Here is a 17,679-nt window from a genome sequence, read left to right as displayed (position 1 = left end):
TTTATGTTGCCTGATTCGGATTGCCCATGACTGTCACCGCCACGCCCGGCCTCCCGCCCTCGCCGCAAAGCAACGTCCGGCCGCCGCGCACGTCCCTTGCCGTGTTGCTGACCTGGGCGGTCGTGCTGGCCTTGCTCGCCATGTCCTGGCAAGGCGCCGACATGCGCCCGCTGGACCTGCTGCGCGATTCCAACAACATGGCGAAATTTGCCGCCGATTTCTTCCCGCCAGACTTCCGCGACTGGCGGCACTACCTGGACGAAATGCTGGTCACCGTCCAGATCGCGCTGTGGGGCACGGCCATGGCCGTGGCGATGGCGGTACCGCTGGGCCTGCTGTGCTCCGCCAATATCGTTCCCGCGTGGGTCTACCAGCCGGCGCGCCGCGTCATGGACGCCTGCCGCGCCATCAATGAGATGGTCTTTGCGATGCTGTTTATCGTGGCCGTCGGACTGGGCCCGTTCGCGGGCGTGCTGGCGATCTGGATCCACACCACCGGCGTGCTGGCCAAGCTGTTTGCCGAAGCCGTGGAAGCCATCGATCCGCGCCCGGTCGAAGGCGTGCGCGCCACCGGCGCCGGCCCGATCGAGGAGATCGTCTACGGCGTGATTCCGCAGGTGCTGCCGCTGTGGCTGTCCTTTGCGCTGTACCGCTTCGAGTCGAACGTGCGTTCGGCCTCGGTGGTCGGCATTGTCGGCGCCGGCGGCATCGGCACCGTGCTGTGGGAGATCATCCGCAGCTTCCAGTACGGGCAGACCTGTGCCGTGATGATCATCATCATCCTGTTTGTCTCGGCCATCGACATCCTCTCCGCGCAGATCCGCAAGGTACTCGTCTGACCCCATGCTCACGCTCTCCCGCATCGAAACCCTGTTCGCCAGCCACGGCACCGCCTGGTACGGCGGCGAGGCCATCAGCCAGACGGTCCACGCGCTGCAGTGCGCGCAGTTGGCCGAGCAGGCGCGCGAGCCCGAGCCGCTGATCGTCGCGGCGCTGCTCCACGACGTCGGCCACCTGCTGCTGGCGGAAAGCACCGACACCGACATGCGCCACCAGGAGGTCGCCGCCGACGCGCTGGCGGAGCTCTTCGGCGACGAAGTCACCGAGCCCATACGCCTGCACGTGGCGGCCAAGCGCTTCCTGTGCGCGGTCGATCCCGACTACTTCGGCACGCTGTCGCCGGCCTCGGTGCAGAGCCTGGCGCTGCAGGGCGGTCCATACAACGAGGGGCAGGCGAATGCCTTCGCAGCCAACCCCCATGCCGATGCCGCGGTGCGCCTGCGCCGTTACGACGACCTGGCCAAGGTGGTCGACCTTGCCACGCCGCCACTGGCGCACTACCTTGAAATGGCTGCGCGTTGCGCGCGCCTTGCCGTGTAAGTGGCGTAAACGGCATGAACGGATTGCACGAAATGACCGAAGCCGTCCTGGCCCTGCGCGAGGTGCGCGGCTCCGATGCGGAGCTGCGGCACCTGTCGGCGCTGCTCGCCGCGATGGATGACGAGCCGCCGTTGCCGCTGGCCACGATGCGCGAGCGCTACGCAACGATGCGCCGCTACCCGGACTATCGCTGCTACCTGATGGTGGACGAGAACGGGGTGCCGCTCGGCACCTTCAGCCTGCTGGTATTTCCCGTGCTGGTCCACGACGGCCGCCCGGAGGCGATTGTCGAGGCCGTGGTGGTGGCGCCGTCGGCGCGCGGCATGGGCGTCGGCAAGGCCATGATGCGCGAGGCGATGCGCCTGGCGCGGGAAGCCGGCGCGGCCAAGCTGGCGTTGTCGTCGAACGCACGCCGGTTGCAGGCGCACCAGTTCTATCGCCGGCTCGGGTTCACCGAGCACGGCATCAGCTTCAGTATCGAGCTCTGAGAGTCAGGCCAGCGCGGAGGTGGCGCCCACCAGTTGTGCAAAGGCGTCGGCGGATGCCTGCAGCGCGCCGCTGTTGTCGATCTCGACCAGCCTGCACCCTGCCGGCACGTCGAAAGCCTGCCCCGCGCGGGCCAGCCGCCTGGCAATCGCCTCTTCCGACTCGCGGCCACGCTGGCGCAGGCGCGCGGCCAGCACTTCCGGTTTCACCCGCACGTGTACGGCGCACAGCTTCGGGTAGCGTGCCACGGCTTGCGGCAGGTATTCGCGCGAACCGTTGACGATCACCGTCAGGCCCTTTGCGAGCCACTGCTCGATCTCGACGCCGATGCCGTAGTGCAGGCCGTGGCTATGCCAGTTCAGCGCCAGGCAGCCGAGGGCCTTGCGGCGCTGGAACTCATCGGGGGTAAGGGCGACCGAGGCCTCGTTGGCGTCGGCGTCGCGCGTGATATAGCGATGCGCGACCACGATGGGGTCGTCCGGGCCCAGGCGCTCGCGCAGCGCGCGCAGCAGCGAATCCTTGCCGCTGCCCGAAGGCCCCATGACGTAGAACAGGCCGCGCCCGTCAGTGGCGGTGCGGGCGCTCATGCTTCGAGGTACGCCACGCCGGCGCCATCCGTGGTGCTGCCATTGAAGCCGTAGTGGCGCGCGGCAATGAAGTCATCGCCTGGCCGCGGCTGCACGAACACACTGATTCCGTCCACATGGAGCGGCGTTTCCAGCAGCTTGCCGCTGGCGGCGGACAGGCGCGCCAGCGCGGCGGCTTCGCCGGCGGCGTCGAGCATGCCGGTCAGCGTGATGTGGAAGATGAAAGTCTCGAATACGTACGGGTAGCCCCATGCATCCAGCATGCGGCGCTCGTCGGGCGTGAGCCGATCCGGCTTGCGTTTGGCGAGTTCCTCAGCACTGGCCGGTGCGCGGAAGCGCTCGAACGCCATCACGCAGGCATCGGCGAGCGCATGCATAGCGCGCGAGCCACCATCGTCCAGGCACCAGGCGATAAAGCCTCGCAGCGCGCGCAGCGCCAGCGCCGCGTCGAACGCCTCGCGCCCATGCGCAAAGCCGCGGGCGGCGGCGTCGAGCATCGAACCATCGGTGCCGTCCGCGAGCCGGAACGGCGGCTTCAGCGTGGCATGCAGGCCGTAGTGCGCCGGGGCCTTGACCCACTCGTCGGGCGGCGGCGCCATGCCTTGCGGCATGGGCAGCGCCGCCCCTGTATCGGCATCGCGGCTCAGCCACTGGCTGCCGAAGGATCGGAACGGTTCGGCCGGAGAAAGATAAATGGCGTAGCGGTGTGCTTGCATGCTCATGCGGCCAGGGTCCCGGCTTCGGCGAGATCGACCTGCGGCAGGAACGCCGCCGCATGCTTCAGTTCGCCATTGACGATGGTGGCGCAGACGCGCGGCAGGCCGGGCTGGCGGTCATCGACCAGGATGGCATCGGCGCGCAGGCCCGGGGCCAGTGTGCCGCGGTCGCGCAGGCCGGCGGCACGGGCCGGGTTGCGCGAGACCAGTTGCCAGGCGCCGGGCAGGTCCAGCACGCCCAGTTGTGCCAGCCGGAATGCGGCCTGCAGCGGCGCGGGATAGTTGTAGTCGGACGCCAGCACCGTGCACAGGCCGGCGGCCACCATCTCGGTCGCGTTGGGCGCGCCGGTATGGCTGGTGCCGCGCACCACGTTGGGCGCGCCGAACACGATAGCGTCGCCCAGCTGCCGGGCCAGCGTCGCGGCTTCGATGGTCAGCGGGAACTCGGCGATGCGGCAGCCCCGGCGGTGGTAGTGCTGGCGCGTGGCCACGTCCGGGTCGTCATGCGACGCCACCGGCAGCCCCGCGTCGCGTGCGGCGGCGATCAGGCGTGCCATCGCCGCCGGCACCTCCTGCGCATTGCCGCTGGCCGCGCGCAGGCGGCTGCGGAAGGTCTCGACGTCGCACTCGGCGCGCTCGGCGTATTGCTGCATCTTGCGCTCGTCGCCCATGCGGCGCGCCATCGTCGGCAGGTGGTCGTTGATGGCCAGCAGGTCTACGCGTCCAGCGGCCATCCATGACAGCGCGGTCTCAACACCGGCCAGGTGGTAGGCCTCGAAGCGCAGGTGCACCTTGTGCGCGGCGCCAAGCACGGGGCCGAGCTGCGCGATGGCTTCGAACATGCGCAGCGCATAGGCCTCGCCGCGCAGCCCGCCTTCCCAGGACAGCGTCACGCCGTGGAATTCGGTGGTGATCCCGTTCGCCAGCAACTGGCGATCCACGTCGAGCAGCGCGCCCGCGTACGGGAAGCTGACGCCGGGGCGCGGCATCACCGCGCGCTCGAAGGCGTCGCCGTGGATGTCGACAATGCCCGGCAGCACCAGCAGGTCGCCCGCATCGAGGCACGGGCCGGACGCCAGCGCTTGCTGCGCCACGTGGCCGTCGCGAAAGCCCAGCGTCGCCGGGCCGATGCCCGCGGCGCCCAGCACGCGGCGGCCCGTGATACCGGCCAGCGGCGGCGATTGAGTTAGGTTGGTCATGTGCATGGGCAAGACGTTAGCGCCGGTAGATGACAGACAGATGTCTAGACCAATGCGCCCGGCAACAACATTCCTCAGTCGCTGTCGGACACCGTGAGTTGCACCCAGTCGCCGGCAAACCGCGTCACGCTGTACTGCACCGGTGCGCCGTCGATATCGACGTTGAGTGCCTCGACCTGCAATACCGGCCGCGTCTTCGGCTGGTTCAGCAGGCGCGCGACCGGCGCGCTGGGCATGGCTGCGGTAATGCGCGACCACTTGCGCGTGTAGTCGGCAATGCCGAAGTGCGCCAGCGCGCGCGACACCGACTGCATGTCGCGCAGCACCGCGTCGATGCCGGGAAAGCGCTTGAGGTCGAAGTAATGCTCGGCCACGTCGATGGTGCGCTCCTCGGCCTTGCCGATCATCTGCACGTGCAGGATCTCGGCCGTGCGCGGCAGCCCCAGGTGCTTCGCCACCTCGGGCGCGCGCACCACCTGGCTGTCGAGGATCTCGGTGTGCCCGCGCATGCCCTGCGCGGCCAGGTTCTGCGAGAAGCGCGTGCGGCGCCCGATCGCGTAGTCGATCGCATGCTCCTGCACGAAGGTGCCGCGGCCCTGCTCGATCCGCACCAGTCCGCTCAGCTCCAGCTCGCCCATGGCGCGCCGGATGGTGTGGCGGTTCACGGCAAAGCGCGTGGCCAGCTCCGGCTCCGGCGGCAACTGCTCGCCGGGCAGGTACAGCTTCCTGCGGATGTCGTCCGCCAGCGCCTCGCCGATCTGGCGCCATACCGCCACGCCGGAACCCCGTTCTACTTCCCGATCAGACATGCTTGCCCTGCCCTCTTGTCATCAAGCGTTCACCAATGCCGTGCGATTGTGCCTCAGTTGCGCTCCCCTGTCGGGGTGCCTGACCACACTCCCGAGCCGTCATCAAACGTTCATCTGCCTGTGGTCTAGTAGCGGCGTGTTCAGGCAATAACATCTAAACGTATAGACGTATAGGGGTGATGATGCAAAGCGAAACCGCCGGCCCGGCCGGCATCGAAGCCAACGCGGCCCGCGCCGCCTGGCTGCGGGTGCTGGCAACAGCGCCAACGGAGGCGCTCGATGCCGCCTACACGCGGCTTGGCCAGGCCGCGGCCCTGCCCGCCTGGCGCCTGCTGCGCAAGCCGGAATCCGGCATGGCGATGGTGCGGGCCCGTGCCGGCGGCACCGGCGCCCAGTTCAACCTGGGAGAAATCACGGTCACGCGCTGCGCGGTCGTGCTGGAAGACGGCGATGCCGCAGGTACCGCGGGCGTGGCCTATATCCAGGGCCGCAGCGCGCGCCACGCGGAGCAGGCGGCCGTACTGGACGCGCTGCTGCAGCGCCCCGCCTGGCACCAGCGCGTGCAGGAGGTCGTGCTGGCGCCGCTGGCCAGCGCCCATGCCGCACGCGCCGCGCACGCAGCGGCCACCGCTGCCCAGACGCGCGTCGAATTCTTCACCATGGTCCGGGGAGAGGACTGATGACATCCGCCCAATCGATCCTCTCGGCCCCGGCCACTTCGCTGCTGCCGGGCTTCGACAATCCCGTCGACGATGCCCAGCAGGTGTTCCGCGCCACGCTGCATGCGTTTGCCCATCCGGGCCAGCTGCAAGCGATACCCGTGACCAGCGGCGTGCCCGAGGGCCTGTCGCCGGCGCTGGCAGCGCTGCTGCTGACGTTGGCCGATCCCGATACCCCGGTCTGGCTGCCGGCCGGCGTGCCCGCCGCGGCGCGTGCGTTCCTGCGCTTTCACTGCGGATGCCCGCTGACCGACGACCTCGGTGCCGCCACCTTTGTCTGCGTGCCAGCGGGGTACGCCATGCCCGCGCTGGCTGACTGTGCGCAGGGGCAGCCGGCCTTTCCGGACCGCTCGGCCACGCTGATGGTGGAAGTCTCCTCGCTCGCCGATGGCGACATGCTGACGCTGCGCGGCCCCGGCATCGAAACCACGCAGACGCTGCACGTGGCCGGGCTGCCGGCGGACTTCCGTGCCAGCTGGCGCGCCAACATCACCGGCTTCCCGCTCGGCGTGGACCTGCTGCTGGCCAGCGGCGACCGATTTTGCGCGCTGACGCGCACCACACACGTGGAGGACTGACATGTACGTAGCCGTCAAAGGGGGCGAACGCGCCATCCTGAACTCCTACCAGATGCTCGATACGTACCGCCGCGGCGACACCGCGGTGCCGGAACTCACGCTGGCCCAGATCCGCGAACAGATGCCGCTGGCAGTGTCGCGCGTAATGGCCGAGGGTTCGCTGTACGACCCGCACCTGGCCGCGCTGGCGCTGAAGCAGGCCGCCGGCGACCAGATCGAGGCGATCTTCCTGCTGCGCGCATACCGCACCACGCTCGCGCGGTTCGGCTATACCCAGCCGCTCGATACCGGCGCGATGCGCCTGCAACGCCGGATCTCGTCCACCTTCAAGGACGTGCCGGGCGGCCAGGTGCTCGGGCCGACCTATGACTACACGCAGCGCCTGCTGGACTTCTCGCTCGAAGCGGGCCGCGAGCCCGCCCCGCTGCCGCCCGCCGCCGAGCCCCTCGCCGCCAGCATGCCGCGCGTAACGGGCCTGCTCGAAGCCGAAGAACTGGTCGAAGCCGACGAGATCCCTCTCGGCGACCCGACCCCGCCGGACCTGACCCGCGAACCGCTGACCTTCCCCGCCAGCCGCGCCGCGCGCCTGCAGAACCTGGCGCGCGCCGATGAAGGCTTTTTGCTGTCGATGGGCTATTCGACGCAGCGCGGCTACGGCAACTCGCACCCGTTCGCGGCCGAGATCCGCTACGGCACGGCCGAAGTCGAACTGTTCGTCGAGGAACTCGGCTTTGCGGTGACGATCGGCGAGATCGAGCTGACCGAATGCCAGATGGTCAGCCAGTACGCCGGCAGCGCCGACGAGGCGCCCCGCTTCACGCGCGGCTACGGCCTGGTGTTCGGCTACAACGAGCGCAAGGCGATGTCGATGGCGCTGGTGGATCGCGCGATGCGTGCGAAAGAGCTTGGCGAAGCCGCCGACGCCCCCGCCAACGATATCGAATTCATGCTGTACCACAGCGACAACGTCGAGGCCTCCGGCTTCGTGCAGCACCTGAAGCTGCCCCACTACGTGGACTTCCAGGCCAACCTGGAACTGCTGCGCCGCCTGCGCGCGGAGCAGGAAGCCGCCAGCCCCCCTGCCGTGCCGCCGCAAGGTGCACCGCAGCCACAGCCGCAAGAGGAGACGCTGGCATGACCGCCGCGAACGCATCCCCCACCGCGGGCCTTGCCCGCGACGACCACTACAACTTCGGCTATCTCGACGAATCCACCAAGCGCATGCTGCGCCGCGCGCTGCTGAAGGCCGTGGCGATTCCCGGCTACCAGGTCCCATTCGGCAGCCGCGAAATGCCGCTGCCCTATGGCTGGGGCACGGGCGGCATCCAGGTCACCGCCGCCATCATCGGCAAGCCGGACATGCTCAAGGTGATCGACCAGGGTTCGGACGACACCACCAACGCCATCAATATCCGCCGCTTCTTCGGCCGCGTGACTGGCGTGCAGACCACCGAGCGCACCGCCGAAGCCAGCATCATCCAGACCCGCCACCGCATTCCGGAAACGCCGCTGCGCGCGGGCCAGACCATGGTGTTCCAGGTGCCCATCCCCGAGCCGCTGCGCTGGCTGGAACCGAGCGAGAGCGAGACCCGCACCATGCACGCGCTGTCCGAATACGGCGCAATGCACGTCAAGCTCTATGAAGACATTGCCCATCACGGGCATATCGCCACCACCTACGACTATCCCGTGATCGTCAACCAGCGCTACATGATGCGGCCGTCGCCGATCCCCAAGTTCGACAACCCCAAGCTCGACCGCAGCCCCGCGCTGATGCTGTTCGGCGCCGGGCGCGAGAAGCGCGTCTATGCCGTGCCGCCGTACACCTCGGTCAGGAGCCTGGACTTTGCCGACCACCCGTTCACGGTGGAGAAATGGTCCAGCTGCTGCGCCCAGTGCGGCGCCACCGACAGCTACCTCGATGAAATCATCACCGACGACGCCGGCACGCGCATGTTCGTGTGCTCGGACACCGAGTACTGCGCCGACCGCCAGGCCGAGCAAGCCGTGAAGACTGCCGCGGGAGGTGCCCGATGAGCACGACCCCGCTACTGTCAGTGCGCAACCTGACGCGCACCTGGGACGGCGTGCATGGCTGCCATGACGTCAGTTTCGATCTCTACCCCGGCGAAGTGCTGTGCGTGGTGGGCGAATCGGGCTCCGGCAAGAGCACGTTGCTGCAGGCCCTGTCGATGCAGGCGCCGCCGCAGCGCGGCAGCGTCAGCTACGACATGCGCGAATCCGGCCTGACCGACCTGGCCACGCTGTCCAGCGCACGCATGCGCCTGCTGGCCCGCACCGACTGGGGCTTCGTGCGCCAGCACGCGCGCGACGGCCTGCGCATGCAGGTCAGCGCCGGCGCCAATATCGCCGAGCGGCTGATGGCCGTGGGCGAGCGCCACTACGGCAACCTGCGCGAAGTCGCCGGCGCCTGGCTCGAAAAAATGGAAATCGACCTGGCCCGCCTCGACGACGTGCCCGGCACCTTCTCGGGCGGCATGCAGCAGCGCCTGCAGATCGCGCGCAACCTGGTCACGCATCCACGCCTGGTGTTCATGGACGAACCGACGGCCTCGCTCGACGTCTCGGTGCAGGCACGCCTGCTGGACCTGTTGCGCCGCCTGGTGTCCGACCTGGGCCTCGCCGCCATCCTGGTCACGCACGACCTGGCCGTGGCGCGCCTGCTGGCGCACCGCACGCTGGTCATGCAGGGTGGCCGCGTGGTCGAGCAAGGCCTGACCGACCAGATCCTCGATGACCCGCAGCACCCCTATACGCAGTTGCTGGTCTCCTCCATCCTGCAAGGCTGATGACGATGCAAGCAGAGAATGCACAGAAGCTGGTCGAGGTCCGCGGCCTCGGCAAGATGTTTACGCTGCACAACCAGGGCGGCATCCGCCTGCCGGTGCTGCGCGCGATCGATTTCGATGCGGCCCGGGGCGAATGCCTGGTGCTGTCGGGCCCGTCGGGCACCGGCAAGAGCACGTTGCTGCGCTGCCTGTACGGCAACTACCTGGCCACCGAAGGCAGCATCCGCCTGCGCGACACCAGCACCGCAGGCGAACCGTGGGTCGAGCTGACCAACGCGCCCGAGCAACGCGTGCTGAAGCTGCGCCGCGACGTGATTGGCTACGTCAGCCAGTTCCTGCGGGCGATTCCGCGCGTGTCGGCACTGGACGTGGTGGCCGATCCGCTGCAACAGCGCGGCGGCAGCCATGAAGAAGCCCGCGCCCGCGCCGAGGTGCTGCTGGCGCGCCTGAACCTGCCGCGCCGCCTGTGGGACTTGCCGCCGGCCACCTTCTCCGGCGGCGAGCAGCAGCGCGTGAATATCGCGCGCGGCCTGATCGGCGGCCACCCGATCCTGCTGCTTGACGAGCCGACCGCATCGCTCGATGCCGACAACCGCGCGGTCGTGATCGAGTTGATCCGCGAGGCACTCGCCGAAGGCCGCGCGCTGGTCGGCATCTTCCACGACGACGCCGTGCGCGATGCCGTGGCCACGCGCCTGCTGCCGCTGCAACCCGCCACCGCCCTCGCCTGACAGGAATCCGCCCATGCCTGCTACCTACCTGACCCACGCCACCCTGGTGCTGCCCGACCGCGTGCTGCACGACAGCGCGCTGCTGATCGAGGATGGCCACATCGCCGCCATCGAACCGGTCGCGGTCCCGGCCCACGCCACCGAGATCGACCTGCACGGCCACACCGTGATGCCGGGGCTGGTCGACGTGCATTGCGACGCCATCGAGAAAGAAGTCGAGCCGCGTGCCAACGTGCTGTTTCCGCTGGATTTCGCCGTGGCGCAGGTGGACCGCCGCAACGCCGCGGCCGGCATCACCACGCCGTACCACGCGCTGTCTTTCGCGGGCGATCACTTTGGCGTGCGCAACGTCGATACGGCGGCCACGCTGGTGCGCACCGTGGCCGCGTATCGCCGCCACAGCCTGGTCGACAACCGCATCCACTGCCGCTATGAAGTGACCGACGCAGGCGCGGTGCCGGTGCTTGAGATGCTGATGGCCGAGGGCGTGGTCGACCTGCTGTCCGTGATGGACCACTCGCCGGGCCAGGGCCAGTTCAAGACGCTGGATGCCTACCTGGCCTACATGATGGGCAACCACGGCATGAGCCGCGAAGAAGCCGCCGAAGCCGCCGGCAAGAAAGCAGCGGCGCTGGAAGGCGCGCACGAGCGCGTCGACCGGCTGGTGGCCATGGCCCATGAACTCGGCATCCCCACGGCCAGCCATGACGACGATTCGCCGCAACGCATCGCCGCCATGCAGGCGCTGGGCGTGCGCATGAGCGAGTTCCCGATCAACCTGGAAACCGCGCAGGCCGCCTGCGCGCAAGCGCTGCCGACCATCCTCGGCGCCCCCAATGTGCTGCGGGGCAAGAGCCAGAGCGGTTCCATGCGCGCGATCGACGCGATCCACGCGGGCGTGGGCACGATCCTTTGCTCGGACTACCAGCCTTCCACGCTGATCGCCGCCGCGTATGCCGCGGCGCGGCAGGCCGACCTGCCGCTGAACGAGGCGCTGGCCCTGGTCACCGCCAACCCCGCCGATGCCTGCCTGCTGAACGACCGCGGCCGCCTGGCGCCCGGACTGCGCGCCGACTTGATTGCCGTGTCCAGCGTGGCGGGCCAGCCGATGGTGACGCACACCTGGTCGGGCGGGCGGCTGGTGTTTGCCGCGGGCTATCCTTCGACGCGGCATGTGGCTGACGGCGAATCGCTGCTGCGCGAGGCCGCGGTGCGCGAAGTGGCCTAGGCGCCCGGCGCCGCGAACCCCAGCGCCGTGCTGACCGCGCGCGCCTCGCGCCGCACGGCGCTGCCGATGGGCCCGTCGATGGCCGGGTCGAATCCACCGGTGGCGCCCAGCGCAGTCAGCACCGCGCAGACACGGCCGGTGTAGTCGCGCACCGGCGCGGCCACCGCGCTGATACCGGTCAGGTTGATGTCGCGCACCCAGGCGCAGTCGTCGGCCTGCACGATGCGGCGCAGCGCGCCGATGGGATCCTTGCGATCGAGCAGCGCCAGTCGCGCCGGGCTGGCTTCGGCAAGCTCTTCCTCGGCCTGGGCCTGCACGCGATTCTCGTCGAGCAGCCCCAGGAACACGCGGCCGGTGGCCGACCACAGCAGCGACATCACCGACCCGGCGCGCACGTTCACCGTCACCGGCAAGCCCGGTTCCTCGAAGCGCATGATGGTCGGCCCCTTGTTGCCCATCACTGCGACAAAGCACGTGACTTCCAGCGTTTCACGCAGCCGCACCAGCGCGGATTCGGCCAGCCGGATCGGGTCGGCCTGGCGCATCGCGGCCATGCCGATCTGCAGCGCTTCGAAGCCCAGGTGGTACTGCTGGGTGCCGGCCTCCTGCGCGACGAAGCCCTCTTCCACCAGGCTGACCAGGTAGCGGTGGACCTTGGCCGGGCTTTCGTCGATCTGCGCGGCCAGCGCGGTCAGGCTGGCGCGGCCGCCCAGTCTTGCCAGCCCCTTGAGCACCGCCATGCCGGTGACCGCCGACTGCACGCGCTGGCGGCGTTCGCGCGGGCGTGGGGCGGCGGCGGCTTTGGTGTTGGCGTCGGCGGATTTGGGGCGGGACGGGGCCATGACGGGAAGAAGGAGTGACAGCGCTGGTTCAAGGTTAACCCGCATTCAATCATTACGCAATGCGTATATGATTTACGCAAACTAGAAAACGAGTGCCGCACACCGGCTCGACAACAAGGAGACAAGCCCATGCCCCGCCCCCTGCGCAAGCGCCTCACCCTCGGCGCACTGGCCCTGCCCATGCTGGCAGCCATTCCCGCTTACGCCGCCGACACCTACCCCGCCAAGCCCATCCGCTGGATCGTTCCCTACGCCGCCGGCGGCGGCTCGGACTTCCTGGCGCGCACCATCAGCCAGGGACTGTCGACCAAGGTCGGCCAGCCGGTGGTAGTGGACAACAAGCCGGGCGGCAATACCGCCATCGGCGCGGCGGAGACGGCGCGCTCGGCGGCAGACGGCTATACCGTGCTGTCGGCGGACAACGGCACGCTGGTGTTCAACCCGGTGCTGTACAAGACGCTCTCCTACAACCCGGCCAAGGACCTGGCGCCAGTCACGCTGCTGGGCCGCTTCCCGATGATCCTGGTGGTGGGCGCAACCAGCCCGGTCAAGAACGCGAAGGAATTCATCGCCCAGGCGAAGACCACGCAAGGCGGCATCAACTACGGCTCGGCCGGCGCGGGCAGCCCCCACCACCTGGCGATGGAGCTGCTCAAGGTGGAAGCCGGCCTGCCGATGACGCACGCCCCCTACCGCGGCGCAGCGCCCGCGCTCTCCGACGTGGCCGCCGGCCAGGTGGCGGCGATGATGGTGGACTACGCCGCCGGCGCCGGCTTCATCAAGGGTGGCAAGGTGCGCCCGCTGGCCGTGGCCAACGCCACGCGCCTGCCGCAGTTGCCCGACGTGCCGACCTTTGCCGAACTGGGCTTCCCGCGCGTGGAAGCCGCCGCGCTGGTGGGCATGGTGGTGCCGGCCAGCACGCCGCCGGAGGTGGTCAATACGCTGAACAAGGACGTGGTCGCGGCGATTCGCGAGCCGGCCGTCAACAAGCGGCTGGTGGACTTCGGCGTGGAGCCGGTGGGCAACACGCCGGCGCAGTTCAGCGAGCTGTTGCGCACCGAGTCTGTCCGCTGGAGCAAGCTGATCCGCGACCTGAAGATCACGCTGGACAACTGAGGCCGGCAACCGTGTGACCCAAAGCCCGTCCGGCACCGACCGGACGGCAGTGCTTTAGCCAGGAGTACGCAGTATGGCCAATCCCTCCCCCGGTACCGCGCGCGGCGGCTGCCCCGTCGACCATTCCGCCTTCAAGGCGGCGCCCAACGGCTGCCCCGTCAGCCATAACGCGGCGGAATTCGATCCCTTCGGCGACGGCTACCAGCAGGATCCGCCCGAATACGTGCGCTGGTCGCGCGAGCAGGAGCCGGTGTTCTACAGCCCGAAACTGGGCTACTGGGTGGTCACGCGCTACGACGACATCAAGGCGATCTTCCGCGACAACCTCACCTTCAGCCCGTCGATCGCGCTGGAGAAAATCACACCCACCGGCGACGAGGCCAATGCCGTGCTGGCCTCCTACGGCTACGCGATGAACCGAACGCTGGTCAACGAGGACGAGCCCGCGCACATGCCACGCCGGCGCGCGCTGATGGACCCGTTCACGCCCGCGGAACTGGCCCATCACGAGCCGATGGTGCGCCGCCTGACGCGCGAGTACGTCGACCGCTTTATCGACGACGGCCGCGCCGACCTGGTCGACCAGATGCTGTGGGAAGTGCCGCTGACCGTGGCGCTGCACTTCCTGGGCGTGCCGGAAGAGGACATGGACCTGCTGCGCCAGTACTCCATCGCGCATACGGTCAACACCTGGGGCCGGCCCAGGCCCGAGGAACAGGTCGCCGTGGCGCACGCCGTCGGCAACTTCTGGCAGCTGGCCGGCCGCATCCTCGACAAGATGCGCGAGGACCCTGCAGGCCCGGGCTGGATGCAATACGGCCTGCGCAAGCAGAAGGAACTGCCCGAGGTCGTCACGGACTCGTACCTGCATTCGATGATGATGGCCGGCATCGTGGCTGCCCACGAAACCACGGCCAATGCCTCGGCCAACGCGATCAAGCTGCTGCTGCAGCATCCGGATGCCTGGCGCGAGCTCTGCGAGGATCCGTCGCTGATCCCCAACGCCGTGGAGGAATGCCTGCGCCACAACGGCTCGGTGGCGGCGTGGCGCAGGCTGGTGACGCGCGATGCGGAAGTGGGCGGCATCCAACTGCCGGCGGGCAGCAAGCTGTTGATCGTGACCTCGTCGGCCAACCATGACGAGCGGCATTTCGCCGATGCCGACCTGTTCGACATCCGCCGCGACAACGCCAGTGAACAGCTGACCTTCGGCTACGGCTCGCACCAGTGCATGGGCAAGAACCTGGCGCGCATGGAGATGCAGGTCTTCCTGGAAGAACTGACGCGCCGGTTGCCGCATATGCGGCTGGCCGCGCAGACCTTTACCTACGTGCCCAACACCTCGTTCCGCGGTCCGGAGCATCTGCTGGTGGAGTGGGACCCGGCGCAGAACCCTGAGCGCGGCAACCCGGCACTGCTCGACGTGCGCCAGCCGGTGCGCATCGGCGAGCCGTCCACCCACACCATTACCCGCACGGTGGTGGTCGAGCGCGTCACGCCCGCCGCCGAGGGCGTGGTCCAGCTGCGGCTGGCGGCGCCCGACGGCAAGCCGCTGCCGCGCTGGGCGCCGGGCTCGCATATCGACGTGGAGTGTGGCGATACGGGGCTGTCGCGCCAGTATTCGCTGTGCGGCGATCCTGAGGACGCCGGTGCGCTGGAGATCGCCGTGCTGCGCGATCCCGACAGCCGCGGCGGCTCGGCCTGGGTGCACGGCAGCGTCAGCGTGGGCGACCGCCTGCGCATCCGCGGGCCGCGCAACCACTTCCGCTTCGACGAGGGCTGCCAGCGTGCGATCTTTATCGCCGGCGGCATCGGCATCACGCCGGTCAGTGCGATGGCGCGGCGCGCCCGCGCGCTTGGCATCGACTACGAATTCCACTACTGCGGCCGCTCGCGGCGCGCGATGGCGATGCTGGAGGCACTGCAGGCATTGCACGGCGACAGGCTGCATGTGTACGCCGGCGACGAAGGCCGGCGCGCCGACTTCGGCAGCCTGCTGGCGCAGCCGGATCACCGCACGCATGTCTACGCCTGCGGCCCGCAGCGCATGCTCGACGCGCTGGCCGCTTGCTGCGAAGCGTGGCCCGAAGACGCGCTGCGCGTGGAGCACTTCGTGTCGAAGCTCGGCACGCTGGATGCGTCGAAGGAACAGCCTTTTACCGTCGAGTTGAAGGATTCCGGCCTGGTGATGGAAGTGCCGGCCGACCAGACGCTGCTCACCGCGCTGCGCGGCGCCAATATCGACGTGCAGAGCGATTGCGAGGAAGGCCTGTGCGGCTCCTGCGAGGTGCGCGTGCTGGCGGGACAGGTCGACCATCGCGACGTGGTGCTGACGCGCAGCGAGCGCGAGGCCAATCGCCGCATGATGGCGTGCTGCTCGCGCGCCTGCGGCGGAGGTCGGCTGGTGCTGGAGCTCTGAACGCGCCTGAGGCGACGACGAGCCCTCAGATCTCCCCGCCCGCCCCGGCCAGTTCGCGCCGCAGCCGCAGCGTGGCGCCGACCTTGCGCAGCGGATCGGGGGGTATCCACGTCGGCTGGCTGTTGGCAAGGATGAACCCCAGCTCGGCACTGTGCAGGCCGCTCATGTATTCGGCCATGTAGTGGCCCAGGTAGGTGCCCTTGGCCACGCCGACGCCATTGCAGCCCGCCACCGCGTACAAATTGTCGCCTTCGTGGCGAAACACCGAATGGTGGTTCAGGGTCATGCCGATCAGTCCACCCCAGGTATAGGCAAAGGCTTTGCCTGCCAGCGCCGGGAAGCGTGCCTCGAACGAGCGGCGGTGCTGGTCGCGCGCCTCGTGCAGGTGCGCCTCGCGCGTGCGCAACGCTGGCTGGTAGTGGAAGGTATTCCTGACGAAGAGGCGGCGATCGGGGGTGAAGCGGACGGTCGTGCCCGCCGGATGCGCCGATGTGGTTCCCCACGGCCGCACCTCCGGGAAATGTTCGGCGGCCTCGGCCTGCGTCAGCGGCTCGGTCAGGCTGGCGTAGGTGAACAGCGTGGCGACCCGGTTGCGCGCCTGGCCGAAGGCTTCGCTGAAGCTGCCGACAGTCAGCGCCAGTCGCTCCGCGCGCAGGCTGCCGTGCGCGAAGCGCAGGGTATGGTGCGCGCCGTGCTCGCAACCCAGCACCGGGCTGGACGAAAACAGCGTGACCGATTCCGGCAGCGATGCCGCCAGGCCACGCACCAGCGCTGCCGGGTTGACCAGCACATTGCCCGGCGTATACACCGCGGCGCGGTAGTAGCCGGTGCCCAGCCTGCGCGCCAGCCCCTGCCCTTCAATGAATTCCGAGGGAAAGCCGGCCGCGTTCAACGCGGCCGCAAAGCGTTCCAGGGCGCCGACATGCCGCGCTTCATGTGCTGACATGTATTTGCCGGCATCGTGCCAGGCGCAATCGATCCCGTACTGGTCCCTGAGGCGGCGCAGCCGTTCGATGGCGGTGGTATTGAGCGCATAGAGCTGGCGGTCGTGCTCGGCGCCGGCATCGCCGCCGTCCACGTTGTGCGGCACGTCGATAATGAAGCCGGCATTGCGGCCCGATGTGCCCTGCCCGACCTCGAGCGCTTCCACCAGCGCAATGCTGGCCTGCGGATGCAGCTCGGCCAGCCTGCGCGCCAGCGCCACGCCCGTGAAGCCGGCGCCGACGATGGCGAAGTCAAAGTGCGTGTCGCCGGTCAGCCGTTTGCCAAGTGGCGTATGGCGCGATGGCGAGGTCTCGAACCAGCCGGGATTACCGTCGATGGCCGGGAGTCTGCGAATCGGGTGCATCGGGCGAGTTCAGGCGGTGGCGTTGAACGCGTCGTGATAGCGCACCGTGCCGCTCGGATAGCCACCATTGAACGCCAGCGCCTGGAAATATTCGGGCGGCACGCCTTCCAGCACCAGCCCGGGCCGGGCCGCAAAGCCGAAGCGCCCGTAGTACCCCGGATCGCCCAGCACCACGCAGCCGGCCGCACGCAGTCGCCGCAACTCGGCCAGCGCGGCCTGCATCAGTTGCGTGCCGATGCCCTGCCCTTGCCGGTCAGGCGCCACCGAGATCGGGCCCAGCCCGAACCAGCCCGCCGCGCCGGACGAGACCCATACCGGCGAAACCGCGACGTGCCCCACCAGCACTTCGCCATCCTGTGCCACCAGCGATACCGTCAACTGGCCTGCGCAGCGCAGCGCGTTGACGATAAACGCCTCGGTCTGGCTGGCGTGCGGTGCCGCGCGGAAGGCGGCAGTGGTCAGTTGCGCGATGCGGTCGGCGTCAGACGGTACTTCAGGACGGATATGCAGGGACATGGGGCAAGGTCTTGGCTGGCCGGATTCGGGCAAGGGAGCGATTCTAGCGTGCCGCGGCCGGACAGCCGTCGCGTGCGCCCTGTTGCAGGCGCGCTGCGGCACGCCATACCGTCCGTGCGCCCGCGCACGCAAGCCCGCCACAAGGCGTATCCCGGAGAGCAATAATGGCCCGAATCGCATGGCCGCCCCGGCGCC

The 17,679-nt window shown here is 69.0% G+C and carries 19 protein-coding genes; 12 read left to right on the top strand and 7 right to left on the bottom strand.

Features of this window, described 5'->3' with window-relative positions; genetic code table 11:
* Positions 1-26: 26 nt before the first annotated feature.
* The 3 genes from phnE to ABNX08_RS25800 are packed head-to-tail and all read left to right on the top strand — an operon-like array spanning position 27 to position 1,868.
* The gene (gene phnE, locus ABNX08_RS25810; protein WP_022538535.1) at positions 27-839 is read left to right on the top strand and encodes a phosphonate ABC transporter, permease protein PhnE; all 813 of its coding nucleotides are present in this window, start codon (positions 27-29) and stop codon (positions 837-839) included.
* 4 nt (positions 840-843) lie between these two features.
* Positions 844-1,380, top strand: coding sequence for a phosphonate degradation HD-domain oxygenase (locus tag ABNX08_RS25805; protein ID WP_349605951.1), 537 nt, complete (start codon positions 844-846; stop codon positions 1,378-1,380).
* A 32-nt stretch (positions 1,381-1,412) separates the two neighbouring features.
* Positions 1,413-1,868, top strand: a complete 456-nt coding sequence (locus ABNX08_RS25800; RefSeq protein ID WP_041682059.1) for a GNAT family N-acetyltransferase — start codon at positions 1,413-1,415, stop codon at positions 1,866-1,868.
* Positions 1,869-1,871: 3 nt separating this feature from the next.
* On the opposite strand, the gene phnN is transcribed toward ABNX08_RS25800, so the two are convergent.
* The 4 genes from phnN to phnF all read right to left on the bottom strand — a co-directional run bounded on the left by phnN (position 1,872) and on the right by phnF (position 5,177).
* Positions 1,872-2,453, bottom strand: a complete 582-nt coding sequence (gene phnN / locus ABNX08_RS25795; protein ID WP_022538532.1) for a phosphonate metabolism protein/1,5-bisphosphokinase (PRPP-forming) PhnN — start codon at positions 2,451-2,453, stop codon at positions 1,872-1,874.
* Entirely contained in the window at positions 2,450-3,175 is a 726-nt protein-coding gene (locus ABNX08_RS25790) for a DUF1045 domain-containing protein (RefSeq protein WP_022538531.1), read from the bottom strand. The genes phnN and ABNX08_RS25790 overlap by 4 nt, the downstream gene beginning before the upstream one ends.
* On the bottom strand, positions 3,172-4,374 hold the full coding sequence (locus ABNX08_RS25785; protein WP_022538530.1) for an alpha-D-ribose 1-methylphosphonate 5-triphosphate diphosphatase: 1,203 nt from the start codon (positions 4,372-4,374) through the stop codon (positions 3,172-3,174). The genes ABNX08_RS25790 and ABNX08_RS25785 overlap by 4 nt, the downstream gene beginning before the upstream one ends.
* Before the next feature lie 68 nt (positions 4,375-4,442).
* Positions 4,443-5,177, bottom strand: coding sequence for a phosphonate metabolism transcriptional regulator PhnF (gene phnF, locus ABNX08_RS25780; protein WP_022538529.1), 735 nt, complete (start codon positions 5,175-5,177; stop codon positions 4,443-4,445).
* Between the two features lie 179 nt (positions 5,178-5,356).
* On the opposite strand from phnF, the gene phnG reads away from it, so the two are divergent.
* Genes phnG through ABNX08_RS25745 form a run of 7 tightly spaced genes read left to right on the top strand, consistent with a single transcriptional unit; the run spans position 5,357 to position 11,243 of the window.
* A complete protein-coding gene (gene phnG, locus ABNX08_RS25775; protein ID WP_041681773.1) occupies positions 5,357-5,857 on the top strand; it encodes a phosphonate C-P lyase system protein PhnG in 501 nt (166 codons plus the stop codon).
* Complete coding sequence (phnH, locus tag ABNX08_RS25770) at positions 5,857-6,474, top strand: phosphonate C-P lyase system protein PhnH (RefSeq protein WP_022538527.1); 618 nt, start codon at positions 5,857-5,859, stop codon at positions 6,472-6,474. The genes phnG and phnH overlap by 1 nt, the downstream gene beginning before the upstream one ends.
* A gap of 1 nt (position 6,475) precedes the next feature.
* Positions 6,476-7,612 carry a carbon-phosphorus lyase complex subunit PhnI gene (locus ABNX08_RS25765; RefSeq protein WP_022538526.1) on the top strand — a complete coding sequence of 379 codons (1,137 nt, stop codon included), beginning with the start codon at positions 6,476-6,478 and terminating at the stop codon, positions 7,610-7,612.
* Positions 7,609-8,511 (top strand): alpha-D-ribose 1-methylphosphonate 5-phosphate C-P-lyase PhnJ, encoded by a 903-nt coding sequence (locus tag ABNX08_RS25760; protein WP_022538525.1) that lies wholly within the window; start codon positions 7,609-7,611, stop codon positions 8,509-8,511. The genes ABNX08_RS25765 and ABNX08_RS25760 overlap by 4 nt, the downstream gene beginning before the upstream one ends.
* Complete coding sequence (gene phnK, locus ABNX08_RS25755; RefSeq protein ID WP_022538524.1) at positions 8,508-9,284, top strand: phosphonate C-P lyase system protein PhnK; 777 nt, start codon at positions 8,508-8,510, stop codon at positions 9,282-9,284. Before ABNX08_RS25760 ends, phnK begins: the two co-directional genes overlap by 4 nt.
* A gap of 5 nt (positions 9,285-9,289) precedes the next feature.
* Positions 9,290-10,015, top strand: a complete 726-nt coding sequence (gene phnL / locus ABNX08_RS25750; RefSeq protein WP_041682058.1) for a phosphonate C-P lyase system protein PhnL — start codon at positions 9,290-9,292, stop codon at positions 10,013-10,015.
* Positions 10,016-10,028: 13 nt separating this feature from the next.
* Entirely contained in the window at positions 10,029-11,243 is a 1,215-nt protein-coding gene (locus ABNX08_RS25745) for an alpha-D-ribose 1-methylphosphonate 5-triphosphate diphosphatase (RefSeq protein ID WP_022538522.1), read from the top strand.
* Here the strand turns inward: ABNX08_RS25745 and ABNX08_RS25740 are convergent.
* On the bottom strand, positions 11,240-12,085 hold the full coding sequence (locus ABNX08_RS25740; protein ID WP_041681772.1) for an IclR family transcriptional regulator: 846 nt from the start codon (positions 12,083-12,085) through the stop codon (positions 11,240-11,242). The genes ABNX08_RS25745 and ABNX08_RS25740 overlap by 4 nt on opposite strands.
* A 129-nt stretch (positions 12,086-12,214) precedes the next feature.
* On the opposite strand from ABNX08_RS25740, the gene ABNX08_RS25735 reads away from it, so the two are divergent.
* Both ABNX08_RS25735 and ABNX08_RS25730 read left to right on the top strand, forming a co-directional pair.
* Complete coding sequence (locus ABNX08_RS25735; RefSeq protein WP_022538520.1) at positions 12,215-13,201, top strand: tripartite tricarboxylate transporter substrate binding protein; 987 nt, start codon at positions 12,215-12,217, stop codon at positions 13,199-13,201.
* 73 nt (positions 13,202-13,274) lie between these two features.
* Positions 13,275-15,620 (top strand): cytochrome P450/oxidoreductase, encoded by a 2,346-nt coding sequence (locus ABNX08_RS25730; protein WP_022538519.1) that lies wholly within the window; start codon positions 13,275-13,277, stop codon positions 15,618-15,620.
* Positions 15,621-15,645: 25 nt separating this feature from the next.
* On the opposite strand, the gene ABNX08_RS25725 is transcribed toward ABNX08_RS25730, so the two are convergent.
* The gene (locus tag ABNX08_RS25725; protein ID WP_022538518.1) at positions 15,646-16,968 is read right to left on the bottom strand and encodes an FAD-binding oxidoreductase; all 1,323 of its coding nucleotides are present in this window, start codon (positions 16,966-16,968) and stop codon (positions 15,646-15,648) included.
* A gap of 9 nt (positions 16,969-16,977) precedes the next feature.
* Positions 16,978-17,484 carry a GNAT family N-acetyltransferase gene (locus tag ABNX08_RS25720; RefSeq protein WP_022538517.1) on the bottom strand — a complete coding sequence of 169 codons (507 nt, stop codon included), beginning with the start codon at positions 17,482-17,484 and terminating at the stop codon, positions 16,978-16,980.
* Between the last annotated feature and the right edge of the window lie 195 nt (positions 17,485-17,679).

This window comes from Cupriavidus sp. DF5525, from assembly GCF_040149425.2.
In the GTDB taxonomy this organism is placed as follows: Bacteria; Pseudomonadota; Gammaproteobacteria; order Burkholderiales; family Burkholderiaceae; genus Cupriavidus; species Cupriavidus pickettii_A.
The sequence above is the reverse complement of the archived record's forward strand: the minus strand, read 5'-3'. Positions and strand labels throughout refer to the sequence as shown.

Excerpts from the sequence above, each read along its gene's own strand:
- phnE (WP_022538535.1), top strand. The coding sequence starts at position 27 with ATGACTGTCACCGCCACGCCCGGCCTCCCGCCCTCGCCGCAAAGCAAC.
- ABNX08_RS25805 (WP_349605951.1), top strand. The coding sequence starts at position 844 with ATGCTCACGCTCTCCCGCATCGAAACCCTGTTCGCCAGCCACGGCACC.
- ABNX08_RS25800 (WP_041682059.1), top strand. The coding sequence starts at position 1,413 with ATGACCGAAGCCGTCCTGGCCCTGCGCGAGGTGCGCGGCTCCGATGCG.
- phnN (WP_022538532.1), bottom strand. The coding sequence starts at position 2,453 with ATGAGCGCCCGCACCGCCACTGACGGGCGCGGCCTGTTCTACGTCATG.
- ABNX08_RS25790 (WP_022538531.1), bottom strand. The coding sequence starts at position 3,175 with ATGAGCATGCAAGCACACCGCTACGCCATTTATCTTTCTCCGGCCGAA.
- ABNX08_RS25785 (WP_022538530.1), bottom strand. The coding sequence starts at position 4,374 with ATGCACATGACCAACCTAACTCAATCGCCGCCGCTGGCCGGTATCACG.
- phnF (WP_022538529.1), bottom strand. The coding sequence starts at position 5,177 with ATGTCTGATCGGGAAGTAGAACGGGGTTCCGGCGTGGCGGTATGGCGC.
- phnG (WP_041681773.1), top strand. The coding sequence starts at position 5,357 with ATGATGCAAAGCGAAACCGCCGGCCCGGCCGGCATCGAAGCCAACGCG.
- phnH (WP_022538527.1), top strand. The coding sequence starts at position 5,857 with ATGACATCCGCCCAATCGATCCTCTCGGCCCCGGCCACTTCGCTGCTG.
- ABNX08_RS25765 (WP_022538526.1), top strand. The coding sequence starts at position 6,476 with ATGTACGTAGCCGTCAAAGGGGGCGAACGCGCCATCCTGAACTCCTAC.
- ABNX08_RS25760 (WP_022538525.1), top strand. The coding sequence starts at position 7,609 with ATGACCGCCGCGAACGCATCCCCCACCGCGGGCCTTGCCCGCGACGAC.
- phnK (WP_022538524.1), top strand. The coding sequence starts at position 8,508 with ATGAGCACGACCCCGCTACTGTCAGTGCGCAACCTGACGCGCACCTGG.
- phnL (WP_041682058.1), top strand. The coding sequence starts at position 9,290 with ATGCAAGCAGAGAATGCACAGAAGCTGGTCGAGGTCCGCGGCCTCGGC.
- ABNX08_RS25745 (WP_022538522.1), top strand. The coding sequence starts at position 10,029 with ATGCCTGCTACCTACCTGACCCACGCCACCCTGGTGCTGCCCGACCGC.
- ABNX08_RS25740 (WP_041681772.1), bottom strand. The coding sequence starts at position 12,085 with ATGGCCCCGTCCCGCCCCAAATCCGCCGACGCCAACACCAAAGCCGCC.
- ABNX08_RS25735 (WP_022538520.1), top strand. The coding sequence starts at position 12,215 with ATGCCCCGCCCCCTGCGCAAGCGCCTCACCCTCGGCGCACTGGCCCTG.
- ABNX08_RS25730 (WP_022538519.1), top strand. The coding sequence starts at position 13,275 with ATGGCCAATCCCTCCCCCGGTACCGCGCGCGGCGGCTGCCCCGTCGAC.
- ABNX08_RS25725 (WP_022538518.1), bottom strand. The coding sequence starts at position 16,968 with ATGCACCCGATTCGCAGACTCCCGGCCATCGACGGTAATCCCGGCTGG.
- ABNX08_RS25720 (WP_022538517.1), bottom strand. The coding sequence starts at position 17,484 with ATGTCCCTGCATATCCGTCCTGAAGTACCGTCTGACGCCGACCGCATC.